This is a genomic window from Spartinivicinus marinus (genome assembly GCF_026309355.1).
Lineage (GTDB): Bacteria > Pseudomonadota > Gammaproteobacteria > Pseudomonadales > Zooshikellaceae > Spartinivicinus > Spartinivicinus marinus.
The window spans coordinates 2,178,981-2,195,276 of sequence record NZ_JAPJZK010000001.1 but is presented as its reverse complement, the minus strand read 5'-3'; the positions used below and the strand labels follow the sequence as shown (position 1 = coordinate 2,195,276).

The 16,296-nt window shown below is 41.0% G+C and carries 17 protein-coding genes; 5 read left to right on the top strand and 12 right to left on the bottom strand.

All coding sequences use genetic code 11. From position 1 onward, the window contains the following. Positions 1-15: 15 nt before the first annotated feature. On the bottom strand, positions 16-579 hold the full coding sequence (locus tag OQE68_RS09875; protein ID WP_255490879.1) for an HD domain-containing protein: 564 nt from the start codon (positions 577-579) through the stop codon (positions 16-18). A gap of 800 nt (positions 580-1,379) precedes the next feature. Between OQE68_RS09875 and OQE68_RS09870 the strand changes: the two genes are divergently transcribed. After that, entirely contained in the window at positions 1,380-2,882 is a 1,503-nt protein-coding gene (locus OQE68_RS09870) for a ricin-type beta-trefoil lectin domain protein (RefSeq protein ID WP_180568919.1), read from the top strand. Between the two features lie 47 nt (positions 2,883-2,929). Here the strand turns inward: OQE68_RS09870 and OQE68_RS09865 are convergent, their stop codons facing one another. From OQE68_RS09865 to OQE68_RS09855, 3 genes are all read right to left on the bottom strand, one after another. After that, positions 2,930-3,298 (bottom strand): hypothetical protein, encoded by a 369-nt coding sequence (locus OQE68_RS09865; RefSeq protein ID WP_180568918.1) that lies wholly within the window; start codon positions 3,296-3,298, stop codon positions 2,930-2,932. 149 nt (positions 3,299-3,447) lie between these two features. Then, positions 3,448-3,906: a macro domain-containing protein gene (locus tag OQE68_RS09860; protein WP_180568917.1), complete on the bottom strand. Its 459-nt coding sequence runs from the start codon at positions 3,904-3,906 to the stop codon at positions 3,448-3,450. Positions 3,907-4,134: 228 nt separating this feature from the next. Continuing rightward, on the bottom strand, positions 4,135-4,737 hold the full coding sequence (locus tag OQE68_RS09855; protein ID WP_266195594.1) for an FMN-dependent NADH-azoreductase: 603 nt from the start codon (positions 4,735-4,737) through the stop codon (positions 4,135-4,137). A gap of 180 nt (positions 4,738-4,917) precedes the next feature. On the opposite strand from OQE68_RS09855, the gene OQE68_RS09850 reads away from it, so the two are divergent. Beyond that, positions 4,918-5,811: a LysR family transcriptional regulator gene (locus OQE68_RS09850; RefSeq protein ID WP_180568915.1), complete on the top strand. Its 894-nt coding sequence runs from the start codon at positions 4,918-4,920 to the stop codon at positions 5,809-5,811. Between the two features lie 7 nt (positions 5,812-5,818). Here the strand turns inward: OQE68_RS09850 and OQE68_RS09845 are convergent, their stop codons facing one another. Further along, complete coding sequence (locus OQE68_RS09845) at positions 5,819-6,628, bottom strand: membrane-bound lytic murein transglycosylase MltF (protein ID WP_180568914.1); 810 nt, start codon at positions 6,626-6,628, stop codon at positions 5,819-5,821. A 238-nt stretch (positions 6,629-6,866) separates the two neighbouring features. Between OQE68_RS09845 and OQE68_RS09840 the strand changes: the two genes are divergently transcribed. Together OQE68_RS09840 and OQE68_RS09835 are read left to right on the top strand one after the other, a co-directional pair. Continuing rightward, on the top strand, positions 6,867-7,307 hold the full coding sequence (locus tag OQE68_RS09840; RefSeq protein ID WP_180568913.1) for a hypothetical protein: 441 nt from the start codon (positions 6,867-6,869) through the stop codon (positions 7,305-7,307). Positions 7,308-7,591: 284 nt separating this feature from the next. Continuing rightward, the gene (locus OQE68_RS09835; protein ID WP_180568912.1) at positions 7,592-7,942 is read left to right on the top strand and encodes an STAS domain-containing protein; all 351 of its coding nucleotides are present in this window, start codon (positions 7,592-7,594) and stop codon (positions 7,940-7,942) included. A gap of 40 nt (positions 7,943-7,982) precedes the next feature. Here the strand turns inward: OQE68_RS09835 and OQE68_RS09830 are convergent, their stop codons facing one another. Further along, complete coding sequence (locus OQE68_RS09830) at positions 7,983-8,681, bottom strand: alpha/beta fold hydrolase (protein WP_180568911.1); 699 nt, start codon at positions 8,679-8,681, stop codon at positions 7,983-7,985. A 124-nt stretch (positions 8,682-8,805) separates the two neighbouring features. On the opposite strand from OQE68_RS09830, the gene pdxH reads away from it, so the two are divergent. Further along, a complete protein-coding gene (gene pdxH / locus OQE68_RS09825) occupies positions 8,806-9,444 on the top strand; it encodes a pyridoxamine 5'-phosphate oxidase (RefSeq protein WP_180568910.1) in 639 nt (212 codons plus the stop codon). Between the two features lie 22 nt (positions 9,445-9,466). Here pdxH and ntrC read toward each other — a convergent pair whose 3' ends face one another. The 6 genes from ntrC to glnA all read right to left on the bottom strand — a co-directional run bounded on the left by ntrC (position 9,467) and on the right by glnA (position 16,043). Then, positions 9,467-10,894, bottom strand: coding sequence for a nitrogen regulation protein NR(I) (gene ntrC, locus OQE68_RS09820; protein WP_180568909.1), 1,428 nt, complete (start codon positions 10,892-10,894; stop codon positions 9,467-9,469). Beyond that, positions 10,881-12,008 (bottom strand): nitrogen regulation protein NR(II), encoded by a 1,128-nt coding sequence (gene glnL, locus OQE68_RS09815; protein WP_180568908.1) that lies wholly within the window; start codon positions 12,006-12,008, stop codon positions 10,881-10,883. The genes ntrC and glnL overlap by 14 nt, the downstream gene beginning before the upstream one ends. Before the next feature lie 270 nt (positions 12,009-12,278). Further along, on the bottom strand, positions 12,279-12,878 hold the full coding sequence (locus tag OQE68_RS09810; protein WP_180568907.1) for a DUF4124 domain-containing protein: 600 nt from the start codon (positions 12,876-12,878) through the stop codon (positions 12,279-12,281). Between the two features lie 178 nt (positions 12,879-13,056). Next, positions 13,057-13,611: a DUF4124 domain-containing protein gene (locus OQE68_RS09805; RefSeq protein ID WP_180568906.1), complete on the bottom strand. Its 555-nt coding sequence runs from the start codon at positions 13,609-13,611 to the stop codon at positions 13,057-13,059. 116 nt (positions 13,612-13,727) lie between these two features. After that, complete coding sequence (locus OQE68_RS09800; protein WP_180568905.1) at positions 13,728-14,357, bottom strand: DUF4124 domain-containing protein; 630 nt, start codon at positions 14,355-14,357, stop codon at positions 13,728-13,730. A gap of 279 nt (positions 14,358-14,636) precedes the next feature. Further along, positions 14,637-16,043, bottom strand: a complete 1,407-nt coding sequence (glnA, locus tag OQE68_RS09795; protein WP_180568904.1) for a glutamate--ammonia ligase — start codon at positions 16,041-16,043, stop codon at positions 14,637-14,639. Between the last annotated feature and the right edge of the window lie 253 nt (positions 16,044-16,296).

Genomic DNA, 16,296 nt, shown 5'->3' with positions numbered 1-16,296 from the left:
GTATTTTTACAGTTTTTAATAATCTTTGTAAAGATCACCAAACACTTTGTAAAGCTCTCGCTCACATTGCTCAAGTACGGTGGTTGCACGTATATATAAGGTGTTGTCGCCTTCTTTTAATAAAGGCAATAACAGAGCTTTGTCTGGAACATATGATTTGGCAAACTCTGGGGCCGATTGTACAACAGAAGTTAAATTATCAATCATATCAGCTAGTTTGATAGTTTTTCCCCTGGGTGAAGCCTGAGCAAAGTGATCGCGATCAAGTGCTTTTTTCAAAACCTTGTCACCAGCCACATCACCACTAACCTTGCTGACTTCATAGACCAGCTGGGTGATGTCTTCTCCAAATTGATTGCGTAAATCGGATAGAGTAACAGGGGTGTCTTCAACGACATCATGTAGCCAGGCAGCAGCAATCATGACTACTTCATCGGTAACTTCAGCAACTAGTTTTGCAACTGCTTCTGGATGGACGATATAAGGATCGTCCGTAAAGCGGCGACGTTGATTAATGCTTGCATGGGCTTCTGTAGCAAATACTCGAGCCTGTTCGATGAGTGCTAAAACCATAGCCATACCTGTCACTGCAGTGCTTACAACAAATAATAATGATTGACTGATTTTTATAGAGCTACAGTTGTTTTGACACTATTATTTTATTACTGTTCGTATCCGGCAACTGTTCGCTTTGGTTCAAATACTTGCAGAGCCTTCTGCTGATTGTCTGATTCGTATTATTATTGAATCAGGCTTATTTGATGCCTGTAATTATTGAAGCGTTTACGCTTCTGTATGGTCAGCACCTTTCCTGTACTATTACTGTAAATTAGCTTTAACAGTAATACCTTTAGATGATGAGGCTAGTCAGCCATCTTATTTATTACCTTAGCTGTTGATAATGGGATAGTACAGCAAATATTACGTAAAAATGTCACTAAAAATTAACTGTTGTAAGTCGATAAAGTGTTATTTAAAACCATATCACTTCCATGCTGAAAACCGCTTACGGATTATCTGTTGGTTAATAATTGGTTGTTACTGCTTTATAGTGATTGGCAGAATAGAGAGGGCAGAAGGCACTGTTGGTTTTATATATGACTTAAGCAATTAAAGCGCCACAGCGTGCGCCACTTCCAGCTATTGCTCGTTATTTTTTTTATCATTTGTGTTTTGTATGTTCAAGCTAAAGGTGCTTATTTCTTGAGCAGCTAAGCGGTTAACTCCGTAGCAAGTATTTGAATAAAGCAAGATCTACGCATAAAAGGCGCCTTTGTAAAAAATAGGATTGTTGTTATTTGCTTGAATGAAATTCTATCAGGTAAGCGCTATCAGCTCTCGTAAAGCGGTAGTTTTTGTGTTGTTTAAATGGAATAAGTATGCGCTACAAGATGTACCCTGTTCTCGGCTCTTTATTTTTGGTTAATGGTTTTTTATCTGCTGTAATAGTCATTTGGTTTTTATCACTGGTAACACCAAGCCAATTGGTAGCTGCAGACGAGCGACTAAGAACAGAGGTTTCATTATCTGCTTTTGCAACACAACCAGTTATCCCTAAAAATAATCCACCTATACCTACGCAGCCTGAAAAAGAGATTGTTCTGCTGCAGTTTGCAAATGGTTTATGTTTAGGGGTGTTGTGGAGTAGTAGTGATAACTATACGCCAGTAAAACTGGAAAGCTGTATTAATGCAAAATATCAAAAGTGGTGGTTTGATGAGCAAAACCGACTGCATAGCCAGCTGGCCGATGACAAATGTTTACAATATTTAGCTGCAACCAGCATTAACCCTGTGGGGCGGGTGTTTATCAATGAGTGTTCAGATTCACCTGCCCAGCAGTGGCAGTTACAAGCAGGACAACTGATTGCTGTAGCTGAGAATAAGCGACTCATTGTCACTGATAACAATGCAGGTAGCCAGTTGTCTCTGGTAACAGCTGAGGAAGCTCCAGATCGACAGCGGCAATTGAAAGTCATCAACCATCAGCAACCGTCATCTAAACAGGTGCAATCTGTTGATAAAGCAAACTTATCATCAGTAACGGACTTTGTACCAATAAAGTTCAGAGGTGACTTATGTTTATCCGTCGCTGCTGGATTAGTGAATGTTGATGCCCCTGTAGTGATTGAACAATGTGATAACAGCTCAAATCAGCAGTGGCAAATAGACCACTTCGGGCGGTTGCGACCTCAACATTCTGTGGATATGTGCCTTGATCCAGGTAAGAAAAGTACACTATCCGCCGTAATGGTGGCAATGCAGCTTTGTAACCATCAGTTATCACAACGCTGGCGAATAGAAAATGGTGTAATCAGTAACTTGGCTAATAAGCAACTGGTGTTAGATGTAGAAAGTAATAAAGCGAATGCCAGAGTTTTGGCCAGAGTGAAAGGCAGCTGGCAGTGGCAGGCTCCCACAGCACAACAACTCAAACAGAAGCCTTTGAAAGGCGAAAATATTATCGAGCAGGCGAAAGATTTCTTGTCTGATAAGTTCTATCAAGCAATTCAGTTTGGTGACAATTTGTGTTTGGACTTGTATAGAGAAGCTAACCAAAAAAATATTTTGCAGTTATGGCATTGTAATGAACCAAACTTGCAACTTTGGTGGCTTGATAGTGATGGGCGACTACACCCTCAAAGGGATAAAAATAAGTGCTTGAGCTTGGCTGATGAGCAGGGCAGTCAACAGAAGGTTACTTTGCAAACCTGTAATATGAATAAGCAGCAGCTTTGGCGAATTGCTAAGGGGGATATGGTGAGTCAGCTGGCCCCTGCTTTGGGCTTAACTGCGCTAGGTATTCATGGTGGCGCAAAAGTAACAGTAAAAGTATTACCGTACTGGAATGTGTCTTTTACTACGGAAACTTTAACTAATTAATCAAAATCTAGAAATCACTGGTGAAGGGAGAATAACGAAGGAGCGAGTTAATTTTCTTGCTCCTTTATACTGTTTACCAATAGTTCGGCCTCTTTTTTGTTTAGATTAGTAATTTGAATTCTATCAGTATAACTGTATTCCAGTTTTTTAGGTTTACCCACAAGCGTACCAAATGCTTTTATAGTAAGGGGTTTTCCCAGGTTTTTAGAAGTAAACAGAAAAAGGTTTCTACCAAACTCAATGGTAAACTCTAGGTGAACAACATACTCTTCGGCTCTTGAGCGACCAAGGGCTGCATCAAGAATGTCAGCTTTATTTGCAACAATAGAGCTATTTCCAGCTTGAAAAATAATATCTGCGGAGAGGAAGGCAGGTAAGCTTAAAAGCGCTATCAGCAAGAGAGGTCTGATGGGCATGGTGGTCTTTTGTACCTTTCGTACTATTTAAAAGTTGTGACATTAATAAATGTATAAGTTTGATAGAGATAGTGCCAGTAGCTAAAAATATAGATAGGGATAGTAAGAACTAGTTGTTATAGGGGGCTTTTTTTTAGAATAAAATATGCTTACTTATTGGTGTTTACGACAAGGGTATGATCTTCTCCTTCTAGTTCTTCAGAAAGAATAATTTCAATCACTTCCCAGTCACCTTTCGTGAGCCCGATACCAAATAATGGATAGCCAATTCTCATGCCACTAAATTGATGTTTTACTTCGTGAATGGCAGATCGAACGGCGTTATAGTCAGTTCTGATCTGAGGGCCACGCCAGTCATACTGAATATAAGCATTGACAACAGTTAAAGTATGGCTGAGAAGCTCAACGGTTGCGTAAGATATTGTGCCAAGTTTGCTTCTATCCCCTTTGGTAGTGGCACAGTCTGCATAGTAGGCTTCTGGGAAAATATTCTTGATTGTTTTAGCTATGCCTGCTGCCATAGTACACTGACAATTACAACCATGAATAATTACATCAAAATATCCATCAGCAACTAATTTAATTAAATCACCAGTAATCACTTTCATTTTACAGCCTGGAAGAAACAAAAAACACTTCTAGATTACCCTATATTTAATTATATCATACTGTTGTAGAATAAACTGAAAAAGTTCTTAAAAAGAATTCATGTGTCTTCATGTGTAATGAGGTGTGAATAATATATGACAAAATAATTTTTTTCGAACAGTGTTGTTTTGTAAATGAAACATTAATTTTGAGTGCTCCTGAGTAAGGAGTACTCAAGAATAATCATTTTAATTTAGTAAAAGCTCTTTTAATTGATTTCTTGCTTCAGTTAATGCTTGAGCTTTAATTTTTTCACCCATATTAAGTCCTTCAGCATAGATAAATGAAACATTGGTGATACCAATAAAAGCTAAAAAGCTTTTCACAAAAGGTGTTTCAGTGTCCAGAATAGTATCTTTATGGATACCTCCTCGTGTCGTTATAACAATTGCCTGTTTATCTGTTAGTAAACCCTCTGGACCGTTTTCAGTGTATCTAAAAGTAACACCAGCACGAGCGATATGATCAAACCATGATTTTAGGGTTGAGGGAACACTAAAATTATACATGGGGAGTCCAATAACTAATATGTCACTAATTTGTAGCTCTTCAATCAGTTGATCTGCAAAAGCCACCTTGCTTGGTTGCTCTTTATATCTGGTATTTGCCGGTGAGCTTAATGCCTGAAGAAAGCCTGCATCCTGATGAGGTATGGGGTTGGAAGAAACATCTCTAACCATTACATTAGCTCCATGTTGCTCGGCTAGCTGGCTCACTAACTGGTTGGCTAATTGAGTAGACTCTCCTTGGCTACCAAAGACACTACTGTTAATTTGCAGAATTTGTTTCACTAAGGTATCTCCTGGTTTCATGAATATGCTTCAATCTTACATTTAGAAAACTGATTAATAGTTGGAATTAATAGCCCTGTTTGATTAAATTATTAGATGTGTTTAAGTGGATGCTAGTTAGCAAACCCAAACAAAAGCAACGGCGGTGAAGCAGAGTAGTCGCAGATAGGGTAGCAATAGATGAAGGTTCCTAGAGTATCAATAGAGTACTGGTTAGCTTTGCAGGCTGTAGTTGAGTATGGCGGTTTTAATCAGGCAGCTGAAGCGCTGAATAAAAGTCAATCTGCCATTAGCTATAGTATTAGCAAGTTACAAGAGTTGTTACCAGTCAGGATTGTTGAGCAGCAAGGGCGCAAAGCGGAGCTGACTAACGCGGGAAAGTTACTATATCAACAAGTGAAGCAACTTATCCAGCAAGCTAATGAGTTAGAAGATCTAGCTCGAACACTGGCTCAGGGGGTTGAGCCAGAATTAAAAATAGCAGTTGACTTGTTGGTGCCTAGGCAATGGTTGTTAGCCGGGCTGAATCAATTTAACAATGAATACCCTACCTGTCGGCTAACACTTTTAGAAACCAGTTTGTCTGGTACCGATGAAGCTTTACTATTTGGTGAGGCAGATATTTTACTATCACCTAGGGTACCCACTGGATTTTTAGGTGCCATGCTATTTCAAATAGACTTTTTAGCCGTTGCGCATAAAGATCATCCGTTACATCAGCAAACATCACCTATCAGTGAAAATGACTTAAAAAAACACCGTCAAATAGTAATTAGAGACTCGGGTTTAAAGCGTAATCAAGATGCAGGATGGCTAGCAGCAGAACAGCGTTGGACAGTCAGTCATTTTGCTACTTCTGTTAGTTGTTTAAAAGAAAAAATGGGGTTTGCCTGGTTACCAGTCAGTTATATTGAAACTGAGTTAGCAGAAGGGGTATTAAAGCCTCTAAACTTAGCTGTTGGACAGCGGCGTCAGCTGCCTATTTATATGGTGGTCAGGTTGGGAGAAAAAGCAGGTCCTGGTACAAAACGGTTAGCCGAAATATTACAGTCAGGTATTAAAAAGAAACATTAATAATCATTTAAGATGGTGGTGTTTTAAGCTTCAGTTCAACTCTTTGATCTAAATTGAGTTGTTTGAATGTATCCTGCCAATATCGATTAACCAATCGATCAATTAAGCCGGTTTGCTTGGCTTTTATCAGGGCAGTTTCTATTAGGGGTTTTAACTGTCTTGAGGTGGGTGATAAGTAAAACTGAAAGTCACGGTCGTAACGAAGTAACAGTTGTTGCTCAATAGATAATTCAGGGTATAAAACTGACTCTGCTAATATTTCATTGACCCCTCTTGAAAAATAATCGATACCACGATTTCTGGCAGCAACCATTAAAAAAATGTCTTGTGAGTCTCCAGAAATGACTCGATAAGGTAGTTGATTATATTTCCAGACTAATACGTCAAACCAGCCTTCACCAAAACCACCAGTTTTTTGTAGCTGTCGAAAGTCGGCCAAGGTTTTTACATGTTGATATATATGCTGCTGACTGTTAGGGATAAGTAATACTCGCTTACCAATTAATCCATTGGTAATACCTATGTTTATTGGAACAAAAGTTTGATCTCTATAAGTTGCTTTAATAAACCAGTGTACTGAAATAACGCCCTGCTTTAAAAAGATCGCAATACGCTTCTGCGATAAATCATGGATGTGGTTAATTGTTAATTGATAACCAACAAGTGTTAAGGATTGCCTTAGCAACTCATGATAATAACGGTGGTTGCCATCCTTCAGTGTGGCAACGGTTAGGGTTAGCTTCTGAGCAGCTAATAAAGGGTAACTAACTACAACAAAAAGAAGTAAAAATATGAAAAAAGTGCCTATACGTTGCATTCAGTAATGCCCAGACGTTGCTAGTTATCGCTAATTGTAGTCAAGAGGGTCGAACTTGAAATCTATAACACTTTAGTATTAAAAGTTAGTTGGTATTTTTATTTTCACACCTTAATTTCTTGATTTGATCTATGTTGATCGAAATTTAACCTGTTGAATAAGCGAAAATGGGTTAGAACTATTTTGTTAAGTAATCTAATCTTCGTTGCGAGGGAAAAAACTGAAAAGGAAATTGAAAATGAATAAAACAAAATTAATTTGTATGGCAGCAGGAATAGCTTATGCATTTATGGGGCAATTAGCGAGTGCTGATGACGGTGAAACTAGTGCTTATGAAGAATTTGATTTTGACGTACCTGCTGAATTAATGGCAACAGGTTGCAAGCTACAAGCGCCTAAAGAAGTAGAAAAAAATAAAAATCATAAAGTGTGGGTTAGATCAGCAGGAGGGACTTTTTCAAAATATACAGTAAAAGTTTTTGAGGTATTGCCTACCACAGGTGGCTGGAAGCATGAACAATTTGACCAACGAACTTCGTCATCAAGTAATGTTTCAGGCACCGCAGCTAATTTTTTCTTACCAGGTTACTCGTATTTCCCTAAGGGAGGAGAAATTAAAGTCCAAGCGATTGTGCTGCCGTATAATGTGACTTGTTCAACCACGATGAAAATTAAGTAACTATAGTCTTCGTAAATGACTAACATTCTTTGTGAATGATTGTTGCTGTTAACCACCAGAGGAAGATAAGAGTTCTTCTGGTGAGTTATTTGATTTTTATTAAAAAATAATGACTATAATTAAAATTTAAGTTCTTAGTATGGGGTTACTTTCAGTAGAGTTACTTCGTGTAGAGTTATAAGCATGCTAAAAACTAGCCGCATTTTTTATAAGTAAAGAAACAATAGCTGCGTATAATTATTATACGATAGTTGATTGAAGATAGTTGGTTGAAAGAGTTGCTGATGGGGCAGGTTTTTAGAGTATCTGAAAAACATAGTTTCTATTTAGTTAAGCTTCATTTTGATCTTGATTATAAAACAAGTAGTCCGCTAATGCTCAGATTAAACAGGTTATTAGCAGACCTGAATAAAGACCTGGTTATCGATTTAAGCACAGTGTCTTACATTGACTCGGCGGGTTTAAGAGTTCTGCTTTGCTTGTGCAAGTTAGTCAGAGGGCAAGGACGTCAGGCTTTTTTAATGGGGTTAAATAGCCAGCCTTATGGTCTAATTAAGTTAACAAAAATGGCTCAACACTTTCATTTAATTGAAAGTGTTGAGCAGTATTACGATATCTGCTCGGCCTTACGATAGCCCAAATAATGTCGTTTTGTCTGTAAATAACTAAGAGGCCTTAAGCTGTAACCCACTGTTGTAATATTTTTGTCAATATTTGTGGCTGCTCTAAAGGTATCATATGGCCACAGTCTTCCAATATATGTAATTCAGAGTGAGGAATTAAGCTAGCCATGGTTGAAATGGCTTTGTGTGGGGCTATTTGATCATGCTTAGCCCCAACAAGCAGTGTTGGTTGCTGAATTCCCGATAATAAAGGCTCACGATTTTCTCTGTTTAAGGTGGCAGTGAGTTGGTTGACAAAAACTTGCTCTCCTGCATCTTGCTCCATTTGTTTGATCAGGTTTAACAACTCTTCATTACTGTATTGATCAGGGTGAACCATCAAGCGTAACCGCTCCTGATTCATGCCAGTATACTGCCCTTGTTGTATTTGGCTTAGCAGTTTGCGGCGCATGTTTTTTTCTGATTCTGGATAGCCTTTTGCTGTGGTACCAATAATAGCCAGCTTACTAAATAGCACTTCACCTTGTAGTGCATATTCGAGTGCAAGATATCCACCCATAGAAAAACCGACAATAATTGATTCAAAGGTACTGGCTTTGGCAATAGCCGATAACATTTGGCCGAATTGGCTATAATTGCGTAAATCGAGAAAGTCTGGTTGGCATATGTCTTTTAAATGATCAATTTGGTATTGCCAAACCCGCTGATCGCAAAGCATTCCAGGTAAAAATAAGACGTGAGGTTTATTCATTTTATAGTCTCGAAAAGTCGATTTTTAGAAAATCCTCAGTAGTATAATGCTATTAACGATTCTACAATAATGAATCCTTTGAATGTGGGTGTACCATTAGTGAAGAGTATATAGGCGTAACATAATGGATATCAGTCAAGAGCGTAGAGAGTATCTAAGAGCAGGTTTATCTGAAGAGCACCTTCGTAATGACCCAATAGAGCAGTTTCGTCACTGGTTGAAGGATGCCATTGATGCTGAGATCTCCACTGATCCAACAGCTATGTGCTTATCTACCGTAGGTGCGGATGGGCGGCCAAGCCAGCGAATTGTATTGTTAAAACAATTTGATGAAAAAGGCTTTGTGTTTTACACCAACCTAGAAAGTAAGAAAGCCAAGCAAATAGCCGAAAACCCTAATGTTTGCCTGCACTTTGGTTGGTTGCCTTTAGAAAGGCAAATCATTATTAATGGAACTGCCAATAAATTATCTGTTACGGAAGCAACCAAGTACTTTTTGAGTCGCCCTAGAGATAGCCAGCTGGCTGCTTGGGCTTCTCAGCAGAGTCAGAAAATTTCTTCTCGTCAGCTGTTAGAACAAGCTTTTTCCCAGATGAAGAGCAAGTTTACTAAGGGTGATATTCCTCTACCTAGCTTTTGGGGTGGGTTTAGGGTAGTGCCTGAACAAGTTGAATTTTGGCAGGGCAGAGCGAACCGGTTACACGACAGATTGGTTTATAGTCAGAGTGAGGCGGGGTGGTCAATAGAGCGGCTACAACCATAGAAGTAAAAAAGAGGGGCGGATGTTAATCATCCGCTAGACTATTTGCCCCTACCTCCAGTTTTAGTTCTTTAATTTTGCGGGTTAAGGTATTTCTGCCCCAACCAAGCAGCTGAGCAGCATCGCGACGGCGACCGCCTGTGTGCTTTAGAGCAACCTCTATCATCGCGCGTTCAAATGCAGGCACAGCAATATCCAAAATTTGTCGGTGGCCGAGGGCTAATTCTTGGTCGATCCAGTTCCTGAGTTGCTGCTCCCAATTTAAATTTTGGATTGGAGTGTTAGGCTGCTCCAGTAATTCTGGTGGCAGGTCGGTTGGTAGAATTTCGCGGCTGGAAGCCATTACGGTTAACCAGCGGCAGGTATTTTCTAACTGCCTGACGTTTCCTGGCCAGTCTAATTTGGATAGTAAATCGGCGGTTTCTGGTTTCAGTGCTTTGGCTTCTACTGCTAATTCTTCTGCGGCTCGGTTTAAGAAATAGCGGGCCAGCAATGGTATGTCTTCGCGTCGATCCTGTAGCTTGGGGATATGAATCCGAATAACATTTAGCCGGTGAAATAAGTCTTCTCGAAAGCTGCCTTTGGCTACCAGCTTTTCCAAATGCTGGTGAGTTGCCGCAATAATTCTGACATCCACTTTAATCGGAGTATGACCACCTACTCGATAAAACTCACCATCAGCAAGTACACGTAACAGCCGAGTTTGGGTATCTGCTGGCATGTCCCCGATTTCGTCTAAAAATAGAGTGCCGCCATTGGCTTGCTCAAAGCGACCGGCACGTTGCTGGGCGGCGCCAGTAAATGCGCCTTTTTCATGGCCAAATAACTCTGACTCCATTAAGTCTTTGGGAATAGCAGCCATATTTAACGCAATAAAAGGCCTGCTTGCCCTTGGACTGTGCCGGTGTAATGCTTGAGCGACCAGCTCTTTCCCGGTGCCTGACTCACCATTGATTAAAACTGTGATGTTTGATTTAGACAACCTGCCGATAGCCCGAAATACTTCCTGCATAGCAGGGGCTTCACCAATAATTTCTGGAGCATCTGGTAACTGCTGCTGAACCGCTTCAACTTCTTGCTCGTGAACATGGGCTAAAGCGCGTTTAACCAGACTAACCGCTTCATCCACATCAAAGGGTTTGGGTAGGTACTCGAAAGCTCCACCCTGGTATGAGGAGACTGCACTGTCTAGATCAGAGTGGGCTGTCATGATAATAACTGGAATTTTAGGGTAGTGAGCTTGCAGATCTTGTAGTAATGACAAGCCATCAATACCTGGCATCCGAATATCGCTAATGATTACCTGAGGCTGTTGCCGCTCTAGCTTAGTGAGAATGTGATTGCCTGAGTCAAAGCTGAGTGACTCAATTTGGGCTTGATGCAACGCTTTTTCTAATACCCAGCGGATGGAGCGGTCGTCATCAATAATCCACACAGAATCACGTACAGTCATGAGCTCTCCTTTTTATTGATGATCGAGTTGTTGATTTGTCAGGTGTTATGGGCTGTGAAGGTACTAATGATTGAATGGGTAAGTACATGCTAAAGCAGGTTTTACCAGGCTCACTTTCACAACTAATCATTCCTTGGTGTTGCTGTAATATCGATTGAGCAATCGATAAGCCCAGGCCTGAGCCTTCTGCCCGGCCGCTGACGAGTGGATAAAAAATATGCTCAAGAATATTGGCAGGTACGCCTGGGCCGTTGTCCATTATGTTTACCTGGCAAACCAGCCGATGGCGATGGTTGCCGATAGTAAACTGACGTAAAACTCGGGTCTTAAAGGTAATCATACCTTCGTTGAGGGGCATTACAGTTTGAATAGCCTGCAAAGCATTGCGCACGATATTTAAAATAGCTTGGATTAACTGCTCAATATCAGCCATTACATCTGGGATGCTAGGATCGTAATCTTTGATAATAGTCAGTTGGTTGTGGGTTTCTGCCAGAATCAGTTGAGCGACACGCTCTAATACTTCGTGAATACTGCAGGGGCCTAGTTTGGAAGGTTTGGTTGGTCCTATCATTCTATCAACCAAGTTAGTCAAGCGGTCCGTTTCTTCGATAATAACCTGGGTATAATCCTGTAGTGCACTGTCTGGTAGCTCCTTTGCCAACAGCTGTGCTGCACCACGAATGCCCCCTAACGGGTTTTTTACTTCATGAGCAACACTACGTACTAACAGCTTGCTGCTCTCTTGTTTTTCTCGCAGCGCTTCTTCCCGCGTTATTTTTAGTAGGCGATCACGAGGCTGAATCTCCATGACTAAGCTATCTCTACCATTGGTAACCGGAGTCACGGCATAGTCCACAGTCAACAGTTGGCCATTGGGTAAGTGCAGGGTGGCCTCTCGTTTGGTAAAAGGCTGGCCACTACTGAGGGCATTTAAAAAAACAGGTTTGTTCGATGGCTGCTCAACAAATAAGGCTTCCAGTGCAGCACCTGTCACTTGACTGCCACTCACTGCAAAAAGCATTTCTGCAGCTGGGTTGATATAAAGCAGGCTAAGCTGCTGATCAATCTCCAATACGGCAGTGGTTAAGAACTCCAATAATTGGTCAGACATTATCTTTATAGTTAATAAATAAAAAAGTTATAAGTGTCAGCAAAATCCAAGCCAATAAAGCTAAACAGTATTGTTGGAGGAGTGCATTGGCTTGTAGGCTCTTCGTATAAAACGTCAACTATTCCTGATTGTTTGTGGCTGTCTGCTGTTGTAGAGGCACAGCTTATATAAGAAGTTGCACTGTGATGGTGCACTAAAAGGAAAGGATAATGCAAGAGGAAGTGAAAAAGTTGGGCATTAATACATGTAGGACATGCCCTAAAATATTCGCTAAAACAATAGCGCCTTAAGCCTGCTAAGCAGGCTGGGGGAGCTATCTCCCCCTTTAGCCTGCTTAGTCTTGTTGCGGTCTAGTAAGGCGCTGGATCGATGAATATGCACAGTAACACTAGCACTGTTTAGTACGCGCCCGTCGGAGTTGAGTACTTTTACTACAATGTTATGAGTGCCGCGGTCGATATTGGTCAGGTTAAACAGCAGCCCTTTTTGTTTGCTGCCATAGGGTTTGCCATCAATATAAAGTTGAACACTATCACCAGGCCTTAGGTTGGGCGAGATAGTTGCTAAAACAGAGAAGTTTCCAGAACCTCTGATGGTTGCATCTTGGGCTGGCTTTTTAATGGTGAGTTCGCGGTAGCTGTACCCTTTGCTATTAATACCAGATGACTTGCCTGGTGGAGGTAACTTGGCAGGGGGCAAAGAAATAGTGTTGCCTTTTTTTAGCTCAACTTCCTCAGCTGGCTTGCCTTCAGGATTATCTGTAAAAACCACTTTGCCATCTTTATCAATGGTTTTATATATTTCAGCGTAACTCGCTGTCCAGGGTAGGATAACAATTAGAGCCCATAGCAATGATGTTGGCTTCAGCATAAAAAGAATTCCATAAAATAAAACTTATTCGCGAAGAGTATATTATTTTTAGTCGTTATTGATTCAGAATACCTTCTATTAGAAAAAGTTCTAATTTGCCTCTGACAGTATCAAAATTTTTACTTTTTAGAATTTACTGCTATTTCATATCGAACACTGAGCTGGCCAGTTACTCAATTTAGGGTGAAGGTGGAACTGGTGTTGGATTTGGCTTGGGTAGTAGTTTACTAGTTTGTTTAAGGTGCACTTTGACACTGGCACTGTTAAGCACTTTACCTTCTTCATTCAACACTTTCACTGATACGTCGTGGGTCCCTCTATCGATATTAGCAAGGCTAAAGCTTGCGCCTTTTTGCTTCTTACCATAAGGCTTTCCATTTAAATAAAGCTGTAAGCTATCACTTGCTTTTAGTTTGGGAGAAATGTCAGTGCTGACTTTAAGGTTGTCTGCATTTCGAATGGTTTCTCCTTCCAGTGGCTGTTTAATCGTAAAAAAGTTATAGCCTCGCTGGCCTTCTGCTTCGGAAACCTGGTTGTTAATTGGTATAACGGGAGGTGGTGAGATAATACTGCTAGGCTTTAACTTTACTGGCTCTGCGGGGTTATCCCCAGGCTCATCAGTAAAATTAATATTCCCCCTTTCATCCACCACTTTATAAATTTCGGCCTGGCTGGCAGTAATGGCAAGCAAGGCAATCAACATGCAAAGCAAAGAAGTTGTTTTTAATAACATAACAGTAAGAGTCCATTCTGTTGGAGAGAAGTATCTGTAAGTCCATTACTGTTATTTTTAGACGCTATTTACCTAAAGTGCTTTGTATTTGGAAAAACACTATTGGTTAAGGAGGGTTATCCTCCTGCAGGGACAGTCGGAGCGTTTGGGGCTCTTGGGGCGGTAGGAGCTTGTGGAGCCATTGGTGCTTGTGGAGCCAGTGATGGAGAACCAGAAGGAGTGGCTGTGTTTTTAATGCCTGATGGGTTGTGTGAATAAACCGTTACACTAGCAGTATTTAATATTTTTCCTTTTGAGTTAAGTGCCTGCACATCAATAGTATGTGGGCCACGTCCTAGGTTTTTGACCTTAAAGCTTAACCCTTTTTGTTTATTGCCATGGGCTTTGCCATCGACAACTAGCTGCAATCTATCTGCTGGTCTTAATCTAGGGCTGATAGTTGCGAGTACAGTTACATCACCATTTAAAGCAATGGTGGCACCACTTACTGGCTTTTTAATCGTGAGAGAGCGATAGCTGAAACTGTCTGCACTGCTAGGTGCCTGAGGGTCGGGTGGCACAATGGTTGGAGGAGAAATAATGGTGCTGGGCTTGAGTTTTACCTGCTCGGCAGGCTTGTCTCCAGGAGCATCGGTAAAATTAACATTACCTTCGTCATCCACGGTTTTATAAATATCTGCGTAACTGGCTGCCCAAGGTAGTGTGGCAGTTAATGCACATAATAGTAATGACGCTGGTTTAAACATAAGAGGGAGTTCCTGTCTGACTTAGAAAGGAATAAGTGCTAAATGCTACTTAATTAGGGTGCAACACTAATTAAAACTCTAAACCCTTAACCATAGACATGCAAAGTTAATAAAGTGGACATCATTTCAGTTTTTGAACTGCAATGAAATTTTCGTTAAGTAAGGAACACCTGAGAAAGCTTTGGTTGGCTTTTGGGAAATGGGTAGCGCTGGTGTAGCAAAGCCCTCAAGCTGAGGGCTTTATGATGATGTGCTGATAGCGTTTAGTGCTACGGCTAGCTACACGCTGTAGTACAAATCAAACTCAACAGGGTGAGTGGTTTGATTGACTCGCTCGCATTCTTCACGCTTAAGCTCAATGTAGCCATCAATCATATCATCACTGAATACGCCACCTTCTTTTAGAAAGTCGCGGCCTTGATCTAAAGCATCCAATGCTTCTTCTAGGCTGGTCGCCACAGTTGGGATCTCAGCAGCTTCTTCAGGTGGCAGATCGTATAAGTCTTTATCTGCAGCATCACCAGGGTGAATTTTGTTTTTAATTCCATCCAGGCCAGCCATTAACATGGCAGCAAAAGACAGATAAGGGTTGGCGGTTGGGTCTGGGAAGCGTACTTCAATCCGGCGAGCCTTAGGACTATTTACATAAGGAATCCGAATAGAAGCTGAGCGGTTACGCGCAGAGTAAGCCAGCATTACGGGGGCTTCAAAGCCTGGTATAAGCCGCTTAAAGGAGTTTGTGGAAGCATTGGTAAAGGCGTTTAATGCTCTAGCATGCTTAATAATACCGCCTATGTAGTACAGTGCAGTTTCAGAAAGCCCCGCATAGCCGTCACCAGAGAAAATATTTTCACCATTCTTAGAAATAGACTGGTGTACATGCATTCCATTACCGTTATCACCTACTAACGGCTTAGGCATGAAAGTAGCCGTTTTACCGTAGTGGTGAGCAACATTGTGCACGCAATATTTCAAAATTTGGGTTTCATCGGCTTTTTTCACCAGGGTATTAAAGCGAGTTCCAATCTCACATTGTCCAGCGGTTCCTACTTCATGGTGATGAACTTCAACAGGCAGGTTCATGGCTTCCATTGAGGCACACATAGCTGCACGCAGGTCATGGAGAGAGTCCACAGGAGGTACAGGGAAGTAGCCCCCTTTTACTCTTGGGCGGTGGCCAATATTGCCCCCTTCAAAGGCTTCAGAAGAGGCCCAATGAGCTTCTTCTGAGTTAACTTCGTAAGAGCAACCTGAAATGTCTGCTTTCCACTTCACATCATCAAATACAAAAAATTCTGGCTCTGGGCCAAAGAAAGCTGTATCGCCAATACCAGTTGATTTCAAGTAATCTTCAGCACGCTTAGCAACAGAGCGAGGGTCTCTCTCATAGCCTTGCATGGTAGCAGGCTCAATAATGTCGCAGCGTAAAATTAAGGTGTTTTCATCAGTAAAAGGGTCGATAACTGAAGTGGAGTCATCGGGCATCAGCATCATGTCAGACTCATTAATGCCTTTCCAGCCAGCAATTGATGAGCCATCAAACATTTTGCCGACCTCAAAAAATTCTGCATCAATTTCACTGGTTGGGATAGAAACGTGCTGCTCTTTTCCCTTGGTGTCGGTAAAGCGCAGATCTACCCACTTTACATCGTTTTCTTCAATTAACTTCAGAGTATTCGCTGACATGCTGTTTTCTCCAGAGGTCTATAAGCCGATTTCGGTCTAACTGGTTGTATTTGGATGACTTCAAGCTATAGGGTTTTGTTTTAATTATTAAGAACTTATTGCTTTAAAGGCTTACTGATGTTGATCAATTAAGCTTGAGAAACAACATTCGTTCGGCAGTCACTGCTTGAATCATCCTTTTGATTAATAAACTGTTGGCCACTCCGGTTGAGATGAATGCACCAAAAAACTTCTCAACGACTATTTCACCGCA

What these genes read in the sequence shown, in the direction of transcription:
- OQE68_RS09810 (WP_180568907.1), bottom strand. Translation starts at nt 12,878, where the DNA reads ATGCTGAAGCCAACATCATTGCTATGGGCTCTAATTGTTATCCTACCC.
- OQE68_RS09870 (WP_180568919.1), top strand. Translation starts at nt 1,380, where the DNA reads ATGCGCTACAAGATGTACCCTGTTCTCGGCTCTTTATTTTTGGTTAAT.
- OQE68_RS09800 (WP_180568905.1), bottom strand. Translation starts at nt 14,357, where the DNA reads ATGTTTAAACCAGCGTCATTACTATTATGTGCATTAACTGCCACACTA.
- pdxH (WP_180568910.1), top strand. Translation starts at nt 8,806, where the DNA reads ATGGATATCAGTCAAGAGCGTAGAGAGTATCTAAGAGCAGGTTTATCT.
- glnL (WP_180568908.1), bottom strand. Translation starts at nt 12,008, where the DNA reads ATGTCTGACCAATTATTGGAGTTCTTAACCACTGCCGTATTGGAGATT.
- OQE68_RS09850 (WP_180568915.1), top strand. Translation starts at nt 4,918, where the DNA reads ATGAAGGTTCCTAGAGTATCAATAGAGTACTGGTTAGCTTTGCAGGCT.
- ntrC (WP_180568909.1), bottom strand. Translation starts at nt 10,894, where the DNA reads ATGACTGTACGTGATTCTGTGTGGATTATTGATGACGACCGCTCCATC.
- OQE68_RS09860 (WP_180568917.1), bottom strand. Translation starts at nt 3,906, where the DNA reads ATGAAAGTGATTACTGGTGATTTAATTAAATTAGTTGCTGATGGATAT.
- OQE68_RS09835 (WP_180568912.1), top strand. Translation starts at nt 7,592, where the DNA reads ATGGGGCAGGTTTTTAGAGTATCTGAAAAACATAGTTTCTATTTAGTT.
- OQE68_RS09840 (WP_180568913.1), top strand. Translation starts at nt 6,867, where the DNA reads ATGAATAAAACAAAATTAATTTGTATGGCAGCAGGAATAGCTTATGCA.
- OQE68_RS09875 (WP_255490879.1), bottom strand. Translation starts at nt 579, where the DNA reads ATGGCTATGGTTTTAGCACTCATCGAACAGGCTCGAGTATTTGCTACA.
- OQE68_RS09805 (WP_180568906.1), bottom strand. Translation starts at nt 13,611, where the DNA reads ATGTTATTAAAAACAACTTCTTTGCTTTGCATGTTGATTGCCTTGCTT.
- OQE68_RS09830 (WP_180568911.1), bottom strand. Translation starts at nt 8,681, where the DNA reads ATGAATAAACCTCACGTCTTATTTTTACCTGGAATGCTTTGCGATCAG.
- OQE68_RS09845 (WP_180568914.1), bottom strand. Translation starts at nt 6,628, where the DNA reads ATGCAACGTATAGGCACTTTTTTCATATTTTTACTTCTTTTTGTTGTA.
- OQE68_RS09865 (WP_180568918.1), bottom strand. Translation starts at nt 3,298, where the DNA reads ATGCCCATCAGACCTCTCTTGCTGATAGCGCTTTTAAGCTTACCTGCC.
- glnA (WP_180568904.1), bottom strand. Translation starts at nt 16,043, where the DNA reads ATGTCAGCGAATACTCTGAAGTTAATTGAAGAAAACGATGTAAAGTGG.